Source organism: Gilliamella sp. B3023 (assembly GCF_026536845.1).
GTDB classification, from domain to species: domain Bacteria; phylum Pseudomonadota; class Gammaproteobacteria; order Enterobacterales; family Orbaceae; genus Gilliamella; species Gilliamella apicola_E.
Genome location: NZ_JAFNNH010000001.1, coordinates 258748 through 279216 on the forward strand (window position 1 = coordinate 258748; position 20469 = coordinate 279216).

The following is a 20469-nucleotide window of genomic DNA, read 5'->3' on the forward strand; positions in this document are numbered from 1 at the left end:
TTAATCTTCATGTCCTGTATTAGGTGATTCATCGTTTAATTCCGTTGAGTTATCACCTTCAAGATAATAATCTAGTATCTTACGTGCGACTGCACCACCGTTGGAGCTTCCTCCTCCCCCATTTTCTAGAACAATCGCTAAGGCTATTTTCGGTTTATCGTAAGGTGCGTAAGCAATAAATAAAGCATGATCGCGTAAATGTTCAGGTATTCTATGTGCGTTATAGGTTTCGTTTTCTTTTAAACCATAAACTTGAGCAGTACCTGATTTACCCGCGGCTTGATATTTAGCGCCTGCATAAACTTTACGCGCGGTGCCTCGAGCACCAAACATTACTCGGTGCATACCTTCTTTTGCTAATGCCCAATAGGTTGGATTAACATCAACAAGACTGTTTTTTTCAATATATTTTGATGGATCAATCAGTGGTTGATTTTGATTGGTATTGATAATGTCGCTCTTTTTATATAATAAAAAGTGTGGTGTATAGGTTTTACCATTATTAATTAGTGTAGTTAATGCTTTAGCCATTTGCATTGGCGTTGCTGTCCAATAACCTTGACCTATACCGACAGGAATAGTGTCTCCTTGTAACCAAGATTTTTTATGGCGTTTTAATTTCCATTCACGACTTGGCATGACAGCTCGTGTCTCTTCACTAGGCGAAATATCAATGCCTGTTCGCTGGCCATAACCAAACTTAGTCATCCATAAATTTAAGCGATCTATCCCCATATCATATGCAACTTGGTAAAAATAGGTATCTACTGATTCTTCTATCGCTCGTAATACATCGACATGACCATGTCCCCATTTTAACCAGTCTCGATAACGTCTTTCAGTACCCGGTAATTGCCACCAACCCGGATCGTTAACCACACTTTTTGGTGAAACAACGCCTTCACTTAATGCTGCTATCGAAATAAATGGTTTAACAGTTGAAGCTGGGGGATAAGCACCGAGCAATGCACGGTTAAATAGTGGTTTACTTGGATCATTAAGTAACTCACTATATTTCTTACTTGAAATACCACCTACAAAGTCGTTTGAATCATAACTTGGGCTTGATACCATTGCTAATATTTCACCATTATTTGGATTAATAGCAACAACCGATGCTTTACGGCCAGCAAGCAGTGATTCAATATAGAGTTGTAATTTGAGATTAATGGATAAATAGATATCTTCACCCGCTTGTGGTGGATGTTGTTCAAGTAAGCGAACAATACGACCTCGGCTATTGACTTCAACCTTTTCGTTACCCGCCGTGCCATGTAAAACATCTTCGTAATATCGTTCAATCCCCATTTTTCCAATATTAAAGGTAGCCACGTAATTGCTAGCTTTATTTTCTTCTTCTAGACGTTGCTTATCTTGACTGTTTATTTTAGATATATAACCAAGAATATGGGTAAGTGAAGCACCGTATGGATAATATCGATGTTGAATTTTTACAATCGATACAAAAGGAAATCGATGCTGATCAACAATAAACCGAGCAATTTGTTTTTCGGTTAAGTTTTCTTTAAGTGGTACAGGACGATGAGATCGATAATTTCGTCGCTCCTTTTGGAAGTTTTCAATATCTTCATCAGTTAAATCAACAATCTTTTTTAATTGTTCAAATTGCTCATTAAGGTTTTTAGTTTTGTCAGGAACAATATTAAGTTGATAGGTAATATTATTTATCGCTAATGGCGTGCCATTACGATCATAAATCATACCGCGACTTGGAGGAATAGGAATAATTTCAATACGATTATTGTTCGATTTGGTGCTGTAATAACTAAAATTCGATATTTGCAAATCAGCTAAATTGGCTAATAATACAAAAATTAGTAGTATAATTACGACAAATGCAAACAGTGCTCTACGCAAAAATAAGTTTGTTTCTGCGGAGTGATCGCGAATATAGCCTTTTTTTGTTTTACCTGAAATAGAGATAATCTAACTCCTCTAAATTCTGTTTATAGATGTTCTTTTTGTTCCCATTTTTCATAAGCATTAACAATTCTAGCTACCACAGGATGGCGAACTACATCTTCACTCTTGAAAAAATTAAAACTAATATCTTCAACTTCATTTAATACTTCTATTGCGTGACGTAACCCAGATTTTTGATGACGAGGTAAATCTATTTGGGTTATATCACCCGTTATTACCGCTTTAGAATTAAAACCAATGCGCGTTAAAAACATTTTCATTTGTTCTATCGTTGTGTTTTGGCTTTCATCAAGAATAATAAATGCATCATTGAGTGTACGCCCACGCATATAAGCTAACGGTGCAACTTCAATCACACTTTTTTCAATTAGTTTTTCTACTTTTTCAAAACCAAGCATTTCAAATAAAGCATCGTAAAGCGGACGCAAATAAGGATCGACTTTTTGGCTTAAATCACCTGGTAAAAAACCCAATTTTTCACCGGCTTCAACTGCAGGGCGTGTTAATACAATTCGTCTAACTTGTTGTTTTTCAAGTGCATCAACTGCGGCAGCTACAGCTAAATAGGTTTTACCTGTACCAGCAGGACCGATACCAAAAGAGATATCATAATCTAATACATGAGCAATATATTGTGCTTGATTAGGCGTGCGGGGTTTTATTACTCCTCGCTTGGTCTTTATCATCACTTGTTTGCTACCATGCAGATCAACATAACTAGGTGCGTGTTCATTAGCTTTTTCTAACGCACCTGATTCTTTAATAGCTAAATGTATCTGCTCTGGTTCTATATCGACAATACTGTCTTTTACTTTAGTTTGTTTATACAGCGATTGTAAAATCTCAGTTGCCGCTTTTGCACAAATTGTATCGCCAGTAATAGCAAATTGATTACCCCGATGGTTTATTTCTAATCCTAATCGTCGTTCAAGTTGTTTGATATTGTCATCATAAGGACCACAAAGACTATTAAGCCGCTGATTATCTGCTGGTTCAAGCATTGTTTCATATGTCGTAATATTCAAAGATATGTCCCCAAATCGTTTATTTTAAACACGTTCTTTTGAGCCAAAATTTATCAACATGTTTATATTATTATTTCAATCATTATTTAATTATGGTTGATAGATAGCCACACCTAAATCGTTTTCTTTACGGGTACGAGAGATGACCGATATTGGTGATTCGCTCACACGTAAATTCATCTGATCCTCTGTTCTTACTACTTTACCACGCAATGAGTTAGGATAAACATCGGTAATTTCAACATCAACAAATTTACCAATCATATCCGGACTACCTTCAAAATTAACAATACGATTATTTTCTGTTCGTCCAGTTAATTCCATAAGATCCTTTTTAGAAGGGCCTTCAACTAAAATACGTTGCACAGTATTTAACATGCGACGACTAAATTGCATTGCTTGTTGATTGATTCGTTCTTGGAGAATATAGAGCCTTTGTTTTTTCTCTTCTTCAGAAACGTTATCTTCCATTTCAGCAGCAGGTGTACCTGGTCGTGCTGAATAGACAAAGCTATAACTTAAATCAAAATTAACATCAGCAATGAGTTTCATGGTTTGTTCAAAATCTTCTTGGGTTTCACCAGGGAATCCAACAATAAAGTCTGAACTAATTTGAATGTCAGGACGAACTTTGCGTAATTTACGAATGATTGATTTATATTCAATTGCTGTATGAGTGCGTTTCATTAAATTTAACACTCGGTCAGAACCACTTTGTACCGGCAAATGTAAAAAGTTAACCAGTTCTGGCGTATCACGATATACATCGATGATATCATCAGTAAATTCAATTGGATGGCTAGTTGTAAAGCGAATGCGATCAATACCATCAATAGCAGCAACTAAGCGTAGTAGTTCAGCGAAAGAACAAATATCACCATCGAAAGTTGGCCCTCGATAAGCATTTACATTTTGACCCAGTAAATTAACTTCGCGTACACCTTGTTCAGCAAGTTGAGCTATTTCATAAATTACATCATCACAAGGTCGGCTCACCTCTTCACCACGGGTGTAAGGTACCACACAATAAGTACAGTATTTATTACATCCTTCCATAATTGAAACAAAAGCTGTTGGACCTTCACTGCGAGGTTCAGGTAAACGGTCAAATTTTTCAATTTCAGGAAAACTAACATCAACCACATGATGACCATTACCACTACGAATTTGTTCAATCATCTCGGGTAAACGATGAAAAGTTTGTGGTCCAAAAATAATATCAACAAAAGGAGCACGCTTACGGATATGTGCACCTTCTTGTGATGCTACGCAACCACCTACACCAATGATGATATCAGGGTTATGTTGTTTTAAATTTTTCCAACGGCCTAGTTGATGAAAGACTTTTTCTTGGGCTTTTTCTCGAATAGAGCAAGTATTTAATAGTAAAATATCTGCTTCTTCGGCATTTTCTGTTAAAGTTAAACCATGGGTGGATTCAAGGAGATCTGCCATTTTTGTTGAATCATATTCATTCATTTGGCAACCCCAAGTTTTGATATGTAATTTTTTGCTCATCAATAACTCAGCTATATTTAATTGTTAAAATGAAAACGGGTTTAAATCCGTGATTTTAGCGTGCCATATTGTAATCCTTTGTGATTGTAGGGTCTATAATTAATATAAAAAACTATATTTATATGCTTTATTTAGAAAATAATGTCTAATTAGTAATTAATCTATCGAAAAAACAACTGATTATGATAATCATTCTTTTTAATATCGTTTTATTTTATGCTATTATTCTTGGCCTATTAATATTACTAATATAAAAGTGTCTAGGTATGTCGAAAACTTTTAGTCCAACAAAGCGCTTTTTGATCAAAGGCATTATTGCTACTTGCCTATTATCTGTTACACGAGTTGGCTTTGCTGCGGCAATGGCTCAAGTTGTTGCTGTGCGCGTTTGGCCTTCATCAACCTATACACGAATAACGTTAGAATCAAACGTTAAGCTTAATTATAAAAGCGCACAATTATATAACCCTGATCGTATGGTGATTGATATTGATAATCTCAATTTAAATCCAATATTAAAAACCGTTTCGACAAAAGTTTTAAGCCGTGATCCTTTTATTAAATCTATACGTGCATTACAGTTAGATCCTAAAACTGTACGTATTATGATCGAATTAAAACAGGGTATTGATCCTAATACATTTACATTACCACCGATTGCTGAATTTAAACATCGATTAGTCGTTGATCTTTATCCGTCTAAACCGACTACAGCTAATGATGATCCTTTACTTGCTCTTTTAGAAGAGTATCAAAAAGGGGATCTAAATAAAAAACAAGCGCAAATAAAATCGCCAACGAATAAAAATAAAAACTCGCCTGTTATTGTTATGCTCGATCCTGGTCATGGTGGTGAGGATCCTGGTGCGATTGGCTACAAAAGAACACGAGAAAAAGACATTGTTTTGCAAATTGCCAGACGAACATATAGTTTGCTAAAAAAAGAACCAAATATAAAAGTTTATATGACTCGTAATGAAGATGTTTTTATTCCATTAAAAGTTCGAGTAGCGAAAGCGAGATCTTTACATGCGGATCTATTTGTCTCTATCCATGCTGATGCTTTTGCGAGTCGATCTGTTAGAGGGTCATCTGTATTTGCTTTATCAACACGTGGAGCTAGTAGTTCTGCTGCAAGTTATTTAGCCCAAACTCAAAATGATGCAGACCAAATAGGTGGTGTTAGTCGAAGTGGTGATAAATATTTAGATAACACTATTTTAGATTTAGTGCAAAAAACAACCCTTTCTAATGGTGTATTATTAGGAAGTGCTATTTTAAATCGAATGAAAAATGTGAATAAATTACATAAACCATCGATAGAAAAAGCAGGTTTTGCAGTGTTAAAAGCACCAGATATTCCATCAGTTTTAGTTGAAACAGCCTTTATTAGTAATATAGCTGAAGAGCAAAAACTTAAAACAGCAGCCTTCCAAAATCAAGTTTCTAAAGCCATAGTTGATGGTATTAAGGATTATTTGAAAAGACGTAAGAATTGATCTAAAAAGTGATTAGATCAATTTGTTTTTTATTCAATGATCATTAATCGTCTTTCAGCATTCAATTCAGGTATGGTAAGTTTTATATCTTGTTTAAGCGTAAATCCTTCAGGGATCGGATCAAGATCACTGCCTTTTAACGCATAAAATAATCCTTGTTCATTAGGAAGATGTTTACACCAGGTTAACATATCTTGTAAAGAAGCAAATGCTCGACTTATTACCCCATCGAATTTTTTTTGATTATATTCTTCAATACGGCTTTGAATTGGTTGAATATTTGCTAGCTTTAATTCAAATTGAACTTGTTTTAAAAAACGGATCCTTTTACCTAAACTGTCAACGAGATCAAATTGTTTGTCTGGATTGATGATTGCTAAAGGAATCCCTGGTAATCCAGGGCCTGTACCTACATCAATAAACGTGCTACCAACTAAATAAGGTGAAACAACTAAGCTATCCATAATATGTTTTATTAACATTTCATTAGGATCACGTACCGCTGTTAGGTTGTAAGCTTTATTCCATTTATTAAGCATTTCAACGTAATTGATCAGTTGATCAATTTGCTGACAATTGATTGAAAGATCCGTTTGATCAATAAGATTAATGAGTTTCTTTTTTAACATAGTTCTTCTTTTTTAAATAAACTAATAACATTGAAATTGCAGCTGGTGTAATACCTGAAATACGTGAAGCTTGACCAATTGAAACCGGCTTATGTTGTTTTAATTTAGCAACAACTTCGTTAGATAACCCTGATATTTCAGCATAATCTATATGCTCAGGTATAAGAGTTTCCTCATTTCGTTTTTGTCTTTCTATTTCTTCAATTTGTAGTTTTATATAGCCGTCATACTTAACTTGAATTTCAACTTGTTCTGCTGCTTGATCATCACTTAGCCCTGGTGCAAATAAAGACAGGGATTGTAGAGTTTTGTAGCTCATTTCAGGGCGTTTAAGCAGCTCTTCTCCATTGGCTTCTTTGGTAAGGTTAGCGCTTAATACCGCATTAACTTCATCAATTGTTTCAATGTGAGGATGAACCCAAATGTCACGAAGACGTGCTCTTTCTTGTTCAATAGCTTCAAATTTTTCGTTAAAACGTTGCCAACGGTAATCATCAACCATTCCAAGTTGTCGTCCAATTTCTGTTAAACGAATATCTGCATTATCTTCACGTAACATTAAGCGATATTCAGCTCGTGAAGTAAACATACGATAAGGTTCATTAGTACCTAAAGTACAAAGATCATCAACCAAAACCCCTAAATAAGCTTGATCACGCGTTGGATACCATTGATCTTGATCATAAACAAAACGAGCTGCATTTAATCCTGCCAGCATACCTTGAGCAGCGGCTTCTTCATAACCTGTAGTACCATTGATCTGTCCTGCTAAAAACAAGCCTTTGATCACTTTACTTTCAAGAGTTGGTTTGAGATCACGAGGATCAAAGTAATCATATTCAATCGCATAACCTGGTCTGACTATATTGGCATTTTCTAGTCCTTTCATACTGCGAACAAAAGCTAATTGTGTGTCAAAAGGTAAACTTGTTGATATTCCATTTGGATAAATTTCATTACTGTCTAAACCTTCCGGTTCTAAATAGATCTGGTGCGAGTTACGATCAGCAAAACGCATTATTTTATCTTCGATTGATGGACAATATCGTGGACCTACACCTTCAATAACACCTGTATACATAGGGCTACGATCTAAGCTGTTTCGAATAATATCATGTGTGGTTTCATTAGTACTTGTTATATAACAAGGAATCTGTCTAGGATGCTGTTTAGCATCACCTAAAAATGAAAATACAGGCACAGGATCATCACCGTATTGTGTACCTAATTTAGAAAAATCTATGGTTCTAGCATCGATACGAGGTGGCGTTCCTGTTTTTAAACGACCCATTCTAAATGGGTATTGATGCAACGATTTGGAAAGACCTATCGAAGCAGGATCACCCGTTCTACCACCACTATAATTATCAAGTCCTATATGGATCTTGCCATCTAAGAAAGTGCCAGTAGTTAATACAACAGATCTTGCTTTAAATGAAACACCCATTTGTGTAACCACACCCGTGATCTGATCGTTTTCAATGATCACGTCTTCAACTGATTGTTGAAATAACATTAAGTTTTCTTGGTTTTCAAGGGTTGTTCGTATTACTTTACGATATAAAGATCGATCCGCTTGAGCTCGTGTTGCTCTTACAGCAGGACCTTTGCTGCTGTTTAAGATCCTAAATTGGATCCCAGAAAGATCAATAGCATGTGCCATTAATCCACCCATTGCATCAATTTCTTTTACTAAATGTCCCTTACCAATACCACCAATAGCAGGGTTACATGACATTTGTCCTAACGTATTGATATTATGGGTTAAAAGTAATGTTTTTCGGCCCATTCTTGCTGATGCCATTGCTGCTTCTGTTCCGGCATGGCCACCACCAACGACGATGACATCAAAAAGATCTGGATAAAACATATAAAGCCTCGTTTTTTATTTTACAGATAGATGATCATTATTTTGATCAGGTGATTTGGTTTTATTTAGCGTAAGGAATTTTACTCATCTTTTTTATTACGTCAAATGATCTATTTTGATCATCATTTAAATTAAATAAGATCTTTTTGTGATCTTTTTTATTTTTACTATTATTAGTTTGGATCATTTTTGTTGATAACTCTTTTTTATGATTATTTTATAGGATCTTAATGATCGTCTAATGCTGTTAATTGATCGGATCTTTTTTTAGTTAATCCTGTTTATAACTCTTATTTTTATCCACAACCTTTTTTCCTTTTAAGGTTATTAATATGATTATAACAGCTTATATAGTGGGTTTATCACAGAGTTATCCACAAAAAATAAATTTGTTTGCTTAAATTTTATCTTTTATTGTCTATAATTTAATCTTAATTATTTAGATCATTTTGGTTAAAAAAGTTATACATCTTAAATATTATGATCAATAAAAATGTAATTATGAGTTTTAATGATCATTATAAAGTTCGAAATATGATCTTTGATCATACTTAGCGACATTAATTTTATTAATTTAAATTTTAAAAATACCTAAGAATAGGGTAATTAATTATCATTTTATTAATTTTTTAAAATACCTGAAAAAGAGATTTTTCTAAAAGATATTGGTGTTTTTAGTAGAAAGCTAATGTAACTAATGTTTAAAAGTAGGATTATAGGTATTTATTTCTTTTAATTCGGAAGTGCTGTGAGGTGGCAGTACCATCATCACTTAAAATAATAGTACTTATTAAAAGCTATTTAGGAAAAGGTTAAAATATTTTTTTAAGTATTAGATAATAATAAAATGGATTAATTTCTATATCTAAATGAATTTTTAATTAGGTTATTATTTAGTTTTTTAGGATTGATATATTAATTTTTGATAGTTACTTTCGTTAACTTATTTGTTTGCTGTAAAAGTGATTGATTTTTGTAAAAGCAAATTTATACTTAGTAAGATTATATTTTTATTGTGAGGTTATTTTATTACTCTTTCACAGTTGCCTTTACCTTTTATATTACCTAATAACGAAACATTTGATAGTTTTTATGTAGGTAATAATCAATTATTGTTTGAATCTTTGCAAACCTTACTTGATAAGGAAGGCTTCAACGTCTTTTATATATGGTCAGCAAGTGCCGCTGGTCGTACTCATCTATTACATGCTTCATGTCAAAATAAGTTAGCAAGCTATATTCCTTTAAAACAACATGTTCTACTTGTACCTGAGATTTTAGAAGGTTTAGATAATTATGATTTGGTTTGTTTAGATGATATTGATGCGATAGCAGGTCATCGTGATTGGGAAGAAGCAATATTTGATCTTTTTAATCGTTTAACCGAAAAAAACGTTAGTAAATTATTGATAACTGCCAGTGCTCCTCCAAAACAAGTTCCTTTTATACTACCTGATTTGGTATCAAGGTTAACGTGGGGGCAAGTTTATCAGTTAAAAGAGTTAAGTGATGAGGATAAACTAAAAGCTTTACAACTTAGGGCTAAGCTAAGTGGATTTGAGCTATCAACGGAAGTTGGATTATTTTTGTTAAAACGTGTTAATCGCGATATGCGAACTTTATTTTCTCTAATGGAAGAGTTTGAAGTAGCTACGTTAGCTCAACAACGCAAATTAACCATTCCTTTTATTAAACATATTTTGGATTTATGAAATGAAAAAGAAACCTGAAGCTATTGTTTTTTTCGATTTAGATGGAACCTTATTTAATAAAGATATAGATGTGTTACCTAGTTCTTATGATGCAATTAGAAAACTAAAACAAAATAATATTGTACCAATAATTGCAACTGGTAGAACACCACCTGAAGCGGTTGATTTGATGAGGGATACTGGTATAGATTCAATTATTGGTATGAATGGCCAAGTAGTTATTTATGAAAAAGAGGTCGTTTTCACAAACAATATTGATAAAAATCTCATTACTCGATTATATGAATATTCAAGAGAAAAGATGAATATTCCATTATCTTTCTATAGCTATAAGACTATGCGAGTGAGTGAAAACAGTCTTCCAGCTCAAAAATTCTATACTTCTTTAAAACAACAAGTACCTCCTGTTGATGATCAAATTTACTTAAAAGAACCGATTCAAATGTTATTACTGCTTTGTGAACAAGGCGAATCACCTTATAGAGAAGTTTTTCCTGAATTGACGTTTATCCGTAATACACATTATTGTGTTGATGTTTTTAATCATGGCGGTTCTAAAGGTAATGGCATTAAAGAATTATTAAAAACTAAAGGTTTTAATGACGTACCTACTTATGCCTTTGGTGATGGTATGAATGATTTTGAAATGTTCCTAACCGTTGACCATCCTGTAGCAATGAGCAATGCGGTTGATCAGCTAAAAGAAAAAGCTGAATATGTCACTGATACCAATAATAATGATGGCATAGCGAAGGCATTGAAAAAGTTTGGATTAATTTAAGATAAAAAAAATCATCTAATTGTTTAGATTAGATGATTTTAAGTTTAATTATATTACTTTTGTTTAGTGGTGTTGTTTAAAGCCTACATTATTGTTACCAAAACAGTTGTCATATTCAAAGCCTGTTAACTCTTTAACTAAACTTCTTATTTCTGGTGTTGCATCTTGTTTTTTGCCACCATTTTTTAATCTATCAAGTTCTTGAATAATAAGTGCATGAGTCGATTTATCTAATTTCATACGATATGTGAAGAAGATACCTAATAGTGCCATTCCACACACACCGAAGATTAATACTAAGTTAATTGCAGTAACGGCACTCTCTGGTTGAACAGCATCTACGCCAGACACAAAACCAGAATATTTCAATACAATACCTAAGACAAAGACGATAGTTGCACGCATTAATTTACCGGCCATGGTCATAGCACCAGCATAAATACCTTCGCGACGTCTTCCTGTTAGTACTTCATCGATATCTGCTAAAAATGTGTATACACTCCAAGGAATATAATAAACACCACCCGTTCCTAATCCAAACCAAATAGTAATACCAATTACAATCCATGTAACATGAGGCATATTAAAGTAGTAGACACCGATATAGCCGATTACCGAAGATATTACTATCAATATTGCAATAACAAATGGTCTTTTGAATCCACGTTTTACACACCAAGCCATGAAAAAGGCGGTTGAGATTAATTGGCAGATACTACTTAAACTGTTCATTTGCGAGACAAAGGTTTTTGGTTGGCCTAAGTTAAATACTACGAAATAAGTAAATGTTGCCGCAAATAACCATTCAGCACCAAAGCCAAATAGATACATACCTAAATGGTTTCTAAAAGTTTTTAAACGGAAAGTTGAAAAAACATCTGAAAATAATTTAACAATACTTTCCCAAAGGCCAGAAGTTGTTTCATCTTCAATTTCATCAACTGATTTTTCCCAGCTATTAAAATAAAGTAAAATTAGTGCTATCGCCATAATAGATGCATAAGTAATACCTGTTAATAAGAATGGTAGTGGAGAGTCTTTACCATCAAATAGATAGAAAAATACACCAGGAATAGCTGCAGCTAAGAAGTTTGCTACTTTACCAAACATCGCTTTGGAACCTGCTAGGTAAGTTCTTTGATCGAAGTTTTTAGTCATCTCTACCGGTAAAGTATTATATGGAATCATAATCATGGTATAGATGAATTCAAATAAAATATAAGTAGTTAAGTAGTACCAGAAATTCATCCCATCTACCCAAAGTAATGGGTAAATAATCATACATGGAATAGCAAATAGGATGAAGAATCGACGGCGACCAAATCGACGTCCAAGTTTTGTATGGTTAAAGTTATCAGTAATAAAACCCATTAGTGGATTTAAAATTACATCTAAATAGGTAGCTATAGAAAAAATTAACGTTGCTTGAAATGCCGAAAGTCCACAAAATGTTGTATAAAAGTATAGTAACCAAGCGGCACTAATTGCTAGAGCACCACTTCCTATCAAATTACCACTACCATACGAAAATCGAGTGAGTGTGGTTATTTTTTTCTGATTATCAGCCATAAATCTATTTCCTTTAATAATTATGAAATACTGTTTTAAAATTATTATTGAAATAATACTAAATTTATACAAATTAATTTTAATTTTTTTTTAGAAATGTGACGTTGGTAACAAATTATTTTGATTTTTAAGGTATATATATTAATATTATTTTAAATAAAAGCTAAATATATCATGTAGTTATTGTTTTTTTTTGAATTGTTTTCTGAAACTGTGATCTTATTAACAGAAAAAATTAATAAAATAATAAAAAATATAAAACAGTATTTCAAAAATAAATTTAAAAATTTAGGAAAACAATAATGAGTCAATTTAAATTAAAAAAAATACCGCTTTTAATGTTTCTGTCTACCTTTCCTATTTATTCTTTTGCTGGTCAAACAACTTTTCAATATGAACATAACTGGAAATCTATGGATAGGATTCATGGGGATACAATTAAGTTAATCCATAAAACCGACGATAATTGGCAATATGAATTTAAATTTGGTGTTACTGAAGGTGGCGGGAACAAACGTGATGTTTTATATGATGATATGCAAGGTGGATCAGGTGGTGTTGTTATTCAAAAAACATTTACGCTTGATGATGGCTGGGGATCGATTATTCCATCATTAGAATTAGGTTTCAGCAAAGATTCAACTCTTTATCAACCAGGATTGAAATATAGTTATAAAATTAATAGTGATTGGTCAACAAGTTTTCGATATCGCTATGAATGGAAAAAAATATCTCACGCTGAACGTTATAAAAGAGCAAAAATAGCTGGCAAACAAGTTAAATATGTTGCTAGTAGTAATACAGGAAGGAATCGTTTAGATTGGGCATTAATGTATTCTGGTATAAAAGCATTTAACTTTGCCTATACCTTTAACTATTATATTGGTGATTATACTAACAATTCTTATAAAGCCTTGAAAAAAGGTTTTTCTAAAAATGAATATAAAGCTTATAACAATAAAAAAACTGATTATGAGCAAGAATTTAAAATTACCTATAATTATTCAAAATTGTTCCGTCCTTATTTTTCCATTTCTGATGTATCAAAAAATAAAACCACAAATACTCGACAAGCTAAGTTTAAAGTTGGTTTCAATTACGCATTCGGTCAATCAAATAGCAAAGATTCTAATTTCGCTTATAAAACCTATTTCAAATATGCGCATCATTATGGTTTAACTTCACATTACCATGGTGATAGTTTTGGTCTTTATACAGATTTTGATAAGAAAGGCTATGTTGGTCTAAGTGTAAATACCTATAACCAATTAAAAAATAGATTATTCTTTGATGATATTGTTTCTAGTCATTATCAAATTTATGGAGGTTACAATTTTTATTTAGCTGATAATTGGGTACTAACACCAAATATGGAAGTTAGATTCTATTCAGGTGGTGGTTATAAAGCTAAAAGTAAAGAAAACTTACCCCATTATCAGTTAGGTGATGTAAGTGATTCACAACGTCCAGGTGTTCGTTATTCTCCCGCTTTAAAATTGACTTGGTTACAAAGTGATGATCTATCTTTTTATGGCCAATATCGATTTGAATATCGCAAAGTTTCAAGAAGTAAACGCGAAGATAGTGTTCAAGGTTATGTCGATAATCGAGCGCGCAATCGTTTTGATATAGGTACTGATATTAATCTAACTCCTGATTGGAACATTGGCTATCGCTTCTCATACTTAAAAGGGAACTATGTATTACACAATGATAAAAAGCATGATTATCAACAAGAACTGGATATAAATTGGCAAGCAACCAAAGTTTGGCAAGTTAACTTTGCTGCTGAAGATGTGGCAAAAAGTGTTCATTCTGACGCAAGGGAAGCTAAGTTAGCACTTGGATTATCTTATTTATTTTAATTAATAGAAAAAGTGTTAAAAACAGTTAGTGGTGAAAAAATGATAAAGAAAATTTTTTTCGGATTTTTATTGGTTGTCACTTCAATCAATCAAGTATTGGCAAGTACTGTAATACAAGGTTATGTTTATGTTAATAAACCAGTTGTTTCATCGGTGATAGTCCGTGATGTGAATAATAAAATTTTAAAAACAGCGACTAATAGCGATGGGTTTTATCAACAAGATGTTTCTGAACTGACTCCACCACTAATTGTTTTTAGTAATGAAAACTCACTTGCCCGAAAAGCGGATGAAGGGCAAATGTGTAACGGTAATTGTTTGGTTTCATACGTTCATACCTTACAAAAAGATGAAAAAAATACTGTTAATATTAATCCATTAACTGATTTTTTAACTAGTGAACTAGCTAAACAAATCAATCTTCTAGGCCCAGAACAATTTACTGATAATCAATTATCTTTTTCAATAGATGATGCTGCATTAAGCCATGCTTATAAAAATTATCATTTGCTGTTTGATAAAGCATTACGCCAAGTAGGTATTATTGCTAATTCTTTTGATCCACTTACCACCGAAAATCCAGATATTAACAAGCTACTTAATGTAATGTACTTTAATCGTGGATACGATTCTTCTACTGGTAAAGTAAGTGGTACTGTATTGTTTGATATGCGTTTAAGACCCATTAGCCAAGATTCACCTTTTGATTATGATCAGGCAGTTAAGCAAAAAGAAAGAAATATAAATGCTAAGCAACGTATTTTTATTTTAGGTGATTCGACTGCGTCCAACTATGATAAAAAAGTTTATCCAAGAATGGGATGGGGCCAAGTTTTTGATCAGTTTATTGATGATAAGGCTGATACGGTTGTCATCAATGGCGCACAGTCAGGCCGTTCAAGCCGTAGTTTCAAAACTGAAGGATGGTTCGATTTACTGATCCCTTTAATGAAAAAAGGCGATTATATGATCATCGCTTTTGGACATAATGATGAAAAATGTAACGGTAACAATCCGAAACGAGGTAAAGTGGATGTTGCTAATTTATGCACTTATCCTAATGATGATAATAACCAAAAACAGTATCCATCAACGCAAGAAAATATGTCATTCCAATCCTCTTTAGAAGGTTATCTCTCTGTGGCAAAAGCGTTGGATATGACGCCAATTTTAATGACACCAGTCACCCGTTATAAAGATAAGAATAATAACATTGCTTATCAAAATACTAATCCTGTTAGTCATATGCATTATACCGCCAATAAACCAGGTTTTGCTTATTGGGGAGATTATTCGAATACGATTAAACATACGGCAAAAGTCAATCAAGTTGCTTTAATTGATTTGGAGTCATTTAGTATTGATTTTGCGAACCAACACAAAGATGACTGGCAGTCTTACTGGTTAGCTGTAGATCCTAATGATCCTCAATATCCTTATTATAAAAATCAAACTTCTGGCGTGATTAACAATCCTGATGCTACGCATTTTCAAGAAAAAGGCGCATTAGCTATCGCCAAAATTATTGCTAATGCCATAAACAACGATCCTTGGTTACAGCAAGGAATCACTTTCGATCAAACTCAGATTAACTAATAAAAGGTATTTGTTAAATGAAAAAATTAATCATTGCGCTATTAGTTCCTTTGGCAATTAATTCATCTATTGCTGCATGTCATGCATTATCTCCGTCTCCTATCAAAATTAGAGAAGCTCGTGATGTTGCACCTAGAGACGGTTTTGGTGGTTATGATTTAGCGACAAATACGGGCACGATCGGTGGCGCTAAAGCAAATGAAAAAATGATCTTTATGGTGAATAACAAAAAAGATCTTTTAGATGCGATTGCGATCAATAAAAATCAGCCTCGTATTATTCAAGTCTCTGGGATTATAGATATTAGTGAAGGCAAACCTTACAAAGACTTTGATGATCAAAAATCTCGTTCGTTGATCAAAATTCCTAGTGATACCACATTAATTGGTGTTGGTAATAATGCTGGTTTTATCAATGGTTCACTTATGTTGTCTAAAGTAAATAATGTCATTATTCGAAATTTAAAAATTGAAGCACCAATTGATGTTGCGCCAAAATTTGAAGAGGGAGATGGATGGAATGCTGAATGGGATGGGATAAATATTATTACCTCAACTTATGTTTGGATTGATCATGTCACTCTAACTGATGGTAAATTTACCGATGATATGTATCAGGAAAAAGATGGCTGGAAATATGTACAACATGATGGTTTATTGGATATTAAGCGTGGTAGTGATTTCATTACTATCTCTTATTGTCTATTTGAAAACCATGATAAAACTATGTTAATTGGCCATAGTGATAAAAATGCTGATCAGGATGAGAATAAGTTAAATATCACGCTTCATCATAATGTTTTTTTAGACATCACTCAACGCGCACCAAGAGTAAGGTTCGGCAAAATCCACATGTATAACAACCTGTTTAAAGGATCGGTTAATAAATCTAAAACTGTATACCCATATCAATACTCTATTGGCTTAGGCTATAAAGGTAGTGTGCTTTCGGAAAATAATCAATTTATGATTGATGGTTTAAAAGATAACTGCAAAGTAGCTAAACAGTTTAAAGGCGATAACCTTCGGGATAATAATTCTCTATTTAATCAATCTAAGTTGAAATTATCATCATGTGGTTTTGTTGATAATTTGAATTGGTCTGTGCCTTATCAATATAGCGTGGATGATATTAAGCAATTTAGTAAAAACTATGGACGATTAGTCGGTAGTGGAAAGCTTTAGAATTATTGAAATAAACAAAATGTTAGGACCCATAATGAAAAAAATATTAACTTCAATACTTTGTCTGTCTTCGCTTTATGTTAGCGCAGCTTCTGCACAAGAGTGGAAAGCGATAGCATTTGGCCAATCGACTGACTTAAATTTTGCCTCACTTATCAAGCCTGAAAAAGTGGGAACCAATAATGCATGGATTGCTGGTCAAAAAGATTATTTAGTTCCAAATCAACCTTATCAATTACCGTCAGATTTCTATTTAGAAAGTCGAGGCGGTAAAATTGCTAACTCGCATGATGGAATGGTGGTTTTTTATACTCAATTACCCGTTAATCAAACTTTTATTTTAGAAAGTGATGTTACCTTAGAGCAAATAGGACCTGAAGTGGATGGAAAAACGCCTGCCGCTCAAGAAGCGGTGGGTTTATTTGCTCGTGATACTATTGGCGTAGCTAGAAGTGATCCTCAGCCGGCTGGTTATGAGGAGTTTCCAAATGCTTCAAATGTAATTATGAATGCATTAATTACTCAAAATCAAAAAAATGATAATTTAGTAAAAGTAACCGGCTTAGTACGTGATGGTGTAAAAAAAGCATGGGGTAATGAAGGCATATCAATTGAGAAAGTTGGTTATGTTGAAAATGTTAATTATGTTGATGTTAAAAGTATGCATTTAACAATGACCAGAACGGCAGATCAATTTATCTTATCGATGAAAAATAATGCGACTGGTGAAGAGAAACAGTGGGCAACCAATGATTATTCAGGATTCTTAAATCAACAAGATAACAAAAATATTTATGTCGGCTTTTTTGCTTCTAGAAACGCAAAAGTTGAGTTCAAAAATTCTAAATTAACCCTCAGTGATATAACGGTTGATTATGATAAATTACCCGCTAAACCTGAGGTAATTGTTGATGTTAAACCAACGTTAATTTTATCATCACCAAATGATGTATATAGTAAAAATTATACATTACAATTTTTTCCAAATACTTCAGGTACCGTATTTGTTAAAGAAATTAATAAAACGTTGAATGCGGAAGTTGGTAAGTTATTACAGTTTCCAGCTCAGCTAAAAGATGGAACTAATACCTTTACTGTTGAGTTTACTGATAATGCTAAAAATAATACTCAAATTTTTACAATTAATCTAAATAAATCATCGATTGAAAATTTATCTAATATTATTGTTTCGCCAGAAGGTAAAAAGGATAATAAAGGTACCAAACAATCACCGGTTGATTTCGAAACGGCTGTTAATAGCGTTGAACCGGGCGGTGTTATTCATTTGATGGATGGTTATTATGACGGCATAACTCTTCCGGCTCAATTAAGTGGATTACCCGGTAAATTAAAAACCATACAAGCCATTAATAAGCATAAAGCGATTTTTATTAACACTACGTTTAATTTAGATAGCAACTATTGGTCTATTAAGCAGGTTATCTTTGATGGAAATATTGATGATAAAGATAATAAACCAGCTTATTTAAGAATTTCGGGCAGTCATAATGTGATTGATCAAGTTATTACACGTAATAATAGTGATACAGGTTTGGCAATCTCAGCTAAAAAGAAAAATCAAAATCGAATTTATTGGCCATCTTATAACCTAATTCTTAACTCTGATTCTTATAATAATATGGATAAATCAGGTAAAAATGCTGATGGTTTTGCCGCTAAATTGGGTGTTGGTAAAGGGAATGTATTTAGAGGGTGTATTGCTCATAATAATACTGATGATGGTTTCGATCTTTATAACAAGATTGAAGATGGCCCAAATGATCCGGTATTAATTGATAGTTCTGTTACATATTCAAACGGTTTTCCTTTTTCAAAACCCAATATTGCTAAAGGGAGTATAGGTAATGGCTTTAAATTAGGAGCAGAAGGTCAACCGGTAAATCATAAAATTATCAATTCAATTTCCTTAAATAATAATATGGATGGCTTTACTGATAATTTTAATACTGGTTCTTATATCATGAATAATAATATTTCGATCAATAGTGCGAGGTATAATTATATTTTACGTGCTAATCCTTATGAATTTTTAAAACCAGTGGTCATTTTTGAACACAATTATTCTATTCGTGATAGCTGGCAATCAGCGATAAAAGATTCATTTGGACCACAGATTAAAAGTAAAGATTTTAAATCTGTAACCAGCAATCAATTATGGAAAGGAAATAGTGACTTTAAAATCACTCGAGATAAAAACGGTAATATAGTGTTACCAAAAGAGCTAAAAACGCTAATCGAAAAAAATAAAGCTAAATAATTAAAATAATAGAGTGCTAGATCTAGTAAGATTTAGCACTTTTAATCTTTTCAATCAGCAATCTCATTCCTCTATTTTTAAATTAAATCGGTTTAATCATTTGTTAATGAAAAATACATTAGAATTTATTCTATTAAGTTAGAAACGATTAAAAATAGTGAATTGAGCCATTTCACCAGTTAAGTTGAAATGGCACAAAATTGAAGGATGTAGTAAACTCTAAATTAAGCTAGTAAGCTTTTGATATAATTGGTTATTTCAGGATCTTGACTATTTTCAAATAAACATTTTTGGAAACGCTCACCTCTGATCGCATCTTTAAGTAATGATTGATCAATTGATTTCAATGCATCAATTAAACTTTTTCCTGCTGCATTTTTCATATCATTTAAAATTACAGCATTAGCATTTTGAGATTCACGACGCTCAGGTGGATAACCCAATCCTTTTTCGCCATCAAATGCTTTTTCAAAAATATAACGAGCATTGAGTTCTGCACCCCAACCAAAGCCTTTAGCAAAAGCAAGTGATAACGCATTACCATTATTTACTTGTGCAAATAAATAAGCATCAGTAGGTTCAATACAATAACCACAGTTAACACCAGGGAATGCATTTAACGCCATTAATGCGCCTTGTCCTGTTCCACAACCTGTGATAACAAAATCAACGGCTTTACTGTTTAATAAAATAGCGCTAATAATACCTAAATGAACATAAGTTAATTTTTTATCATTGTCGCCATCCATGCCAACGTTAAAAACAGTATGTCCATATTTCTCAGTTGCGTTTTTTAATTCATTTAAAATAATTGGATTTTTAGCAGCTTGGCTAAATTCGTTCATTAGTGCTATTTTCATGATTTTCCTCTATTTTGATAGAAATAATAACTAATTGCATATTAGTACATTTCGTTTTCATTATAATCCTACCCAAAAATATATCAATTTTTTTAACTAAAATAAAACGATGTTTTAATAAATTTATTGCAATGTGATG

At 32.8% G+C, this 20469-nt stretch carries 14 protein-coding genes; 7 read left to right on the forward strand and 7 right to left on the reverse strand.

Annotated features, from left to right (window positions below; all coding sequences use genetic code 11):
- The 3 genes from mrdA to miaB form a co-directional block, all read right to left on the reverse strand.
- Positions 1 to 1938 carry a penicillin-binding protein 2 gene (gene mrdA, locus J3U16_RS01305; RefSeq protein WP_370632650.1) on the reverse strand — a complete coding sequence of 646 codons (1938 nt, stop codon included), beginning with the start codon at positions 1936 to 1938 and terminating at the stop codon, positions 1 to 3.
- Between the two features lie 29 nt (positions 1939 to 1967).
- Positions 1968 to 2969, reverse strand: a complete 1002-nt coding sequence (locus J3U16_RS01310) for a PhoH family protein (RefSeq protein ID WP_267330854.1) — start codon at positions 2967 to 2969, stop codon at positions 1968 to 1970.
- Positions 2970 to 3059: 90 nt separating this feature from the next.
- Positions 3060 to 4487, reverse strand: coding sequence for a tRNA (N6-isopentenyl adenosine(37)-C2)-methylthiotransferase MiaB (gene miaB, locus J3U16_RS01315; RefSeq protein WP_220225482.1), 1428 nt, complete (start codon positions 4485 to 4487; stop codon positions 3060 to 3062).
- A 266-nt stretch (positions 4488 to 4753) separates the two neighbouring features.
- Between miaB and J3U16_RS01320 the strand changes: the two genes are divergently transcribed.
- Entirely contained in the window at positions 4754 to 5986 is a 1233-nt protein-coding gene (locus J3U16_RS01320) for an N-acetylmuramoyl-L-alanine amidase (protein WP_065561883.1), read from the forward strand.
- A gap of 29 nt (positions 5987 to 6015) precedes the next feature.
- Here J3U16_RS01320 and rsmG read toward each other — a convergent pair whose 3' ends face one another.
- Positions 6016 to 6615 (reverse strand): 16S rRNA (guanine(527)-N(7))-methyltransferase RsmG, encoded by a 600-nt coding sequence (gene rsmG / locus J3U16_RS01325; protein WP_267337165.1) that lies wholly within the window; start codon positions 6613 to 6615, stop codon positions 6016 to 6018.
- Positions 6593 to 8485, reverse strand: a complete 1893-nt coding sequence (mnmG, locus tag J3U16_RS01330) for a tRNA uridine-5-carboxymethylaminomethyl(34) synthesis enzyme MnmG (RefSeq protein WP_065561885.1) — start codon at positions 8483 to 8485, stop codon at positions 6593 to 6595. Before mnmG ends, rsmG begins: the two co-directional genes overlap by 23 nt.
- Before the next feature lie 1028 nt (positions 8486 to 9513).
- On the opposite strand from mnmG, the gene hda reads away from it, so the two are divergent.
- Positions 9514 to 10197: a DnaA inactivator Hda gene (gene hda / locus J3U16_RS01335; protein WP_416380739.1), complete on the forward strand. Its 684-nt coding sequence runs from the start codon at positions 9514 to 9516 to the stop codon at positions 10195 to 10197.
- A gap of 1 nt (position 10198) precedes the next feature.
- A complete protein-coding gene (locus J3U16_RS01340) occupies positions 10199 to 10978 on the forward strand; it encodes a Cof-type HAD-IIB family hydrolase (RefSeq protein ID WP_065561887.1) in 780 nt (259 codons plus the stop codon).
- A 63-nt stretch (positions 10979 to 11041) separates the two neighbouring features.
- Here the strand turns inward: J3U16_RS01340 and J3U16_RS01345 are convergent, their stop codons facing one another.
- Positions 11042 to 12547 (reverse strand): MFS transporter, encoded by a 1506-nt coding sequence (locus J3U16_RS01345; RefSeq protein ID WP_065561888.1) that lies wholly within the window; start codon positions 12545 to 12547, stop codon positions 11042 to 11044.
- Positions 12548 to 12849: 302 nt separating this feature from the next.
- Between J3U16_RS01345 and J3U16_RS01350 the strand changes: the two genes are divergently transcribed.
- From J3U16_RS01350 to J3U16_RS01365, 4 genes are read left to right on the forward strand one after another with little or no spacing between them, the layout of a single operon-like run.
- Positions 12850 to 14412 (forward strand): oligogalacturonate-specific porin KdgM family protein, encoded by a 1563-nt coding sequence (locus J3U16_RS01350; RefSeq protein WP_267342403.1) that lies wholly within the window; start codon positions 12850 to 12852, stop codon positions 14410 to 14412.
- A 39-nt stretch (positions 14413 to 14451) separates the two neighbouring features.
- Positions 14452 to 16008 carry an SGNH/GDSL hydrolase family protein gene (locus tag J3U16_RS01355; RefSeq protein ID WP_267342404.1) on the forward strand — a complete coding sequence of 519 codons (1557 nt, stop codon included), beginning with the start codon at positions 14452 to 14454 and terminating at the stop codon, positions 16006 to 16008.
- 17 nt (positions 16009 to 16025) lie between these two features.
- Complete coding sequence (locus tag J3U16_RS01360) at positions 16026 to 17192, forward strand: pectate lyase family protein (RefSeq protein WP_065735265.1); 1167 nt, start codon at positions 16026 to 16028, stop codon at positions 17190 to 17192.
- 34 nt (positions 17193 to 17226) lie between these two features.
- Positions 17227 to 19470 (forward strand): right-handed parallel beta-helix repeat-containing protein, encoded by a 2244-nt coding sequence (locus tag J3U16_RS01365; protein WP_267342405.1) that lies wholly within the window; start codon positions 17227 to 17229, stop codon positions 19468 to 19470.
- Positions 19471 to 19694: 224 nt separating this feature from the next.
- On the opposite strand, the gene J3U16_RS01370 is transcribed toward J3U16_RS01365, so the two are convergent.
- Positions 19695 to 20330 (reverse strand): RpiB/LacA/LacB family sugar-phosphate isomerase, encoded by a 636-nt coding sequence (locus J3U16_RS01370; protein ID WP_267330862.1) that lies wholly within the window; start codon positions 20328 to 20330, stop codon positions 19695 to 19697.
- Between the last annotated feature and the right edge of the window lie 139 nt (positions 20331 to 20469).

Excerpts from the sequence above, each read along its gene's own strand:
- miaB (WP_220225482.1), bottom strand. The coding sequence starts at position 4,487 with ATGAGCAAAAAATTACATATCAAAACTTGGGGTTGCCAAATGAATGAA.
- J3U16_RS01320 (WP_065561883.1), top strand. The coding sequence starts at position 4,754 with ATGTCGAAAACTTTTAGTCCAACAAAGCGCTTTTTGATCAAAGGCATT.
- rsmG (WP_267337165.1), bottom strand. The coding sequence starts at position 6,615 with ATGTTAAAAAAGAAACTCATTAATCTTATTGATCAAACGGATCTTTCA.
- mnmG (WP_065561885.1), bottom strand. The coding sequence starts at position 8,485 with ATGTTTTATCCAGATCTTTTTGATGTCATCGTCGTTGGTGGTGGCCAT.
- J3U16_RS01340 (WP_065561887.1), top strand. The coding sequence starts at position 10,199 with ATGAAAAAGAAACCTGAAGCTATTGTTTTTTTCGATTTAGATGGAACC.
- J3U16_RS01345 (WP_065561888.1), bottom strand. The coding sequence starts at position 12,547 with ATGGCTGATAATCAGAAAAAAATAACCACACTCACTCGATTTTCGTAT.
- J3U16_RS01350 (WP_267342403.1), top strand. The coding sequence starts at position 12,850 with ATGAGTCAATTTAAATTAAAAAAAATACCGCTTTTAATGTTTCTGTCT.
- J3U16_RS01355 (WP_267342404.1), top strand. The coding sequence starts at position 14,452 with ATGATAAAGAAAATTTTTTTCGGATTTTTATTGGTTGTCACTTCAATC.
- J3U16_RS01360 (WP_065735265.1), top strand. The coding sequence starts at position 16,026 with ATGAAAAAATTAATCATTGCGCTATTAGTTCCTTTGGCAATTAATTCA.
- J3U16_RS01365 (WP_267342405.1), top strand. The coding sequence starts at position 17,227 with ATGAAAAAAATATTAACTTCAATACTTTGTCTGTCTTCGCTTTATGTT.
- J3U16_RS01370 (WP_267330862.1), bottom strand. The coding sequence starts at position 20,330 with ATGAAAATAGCACTAATGAACGAATTTAGCCAAGCTGCTAAAAATCCA.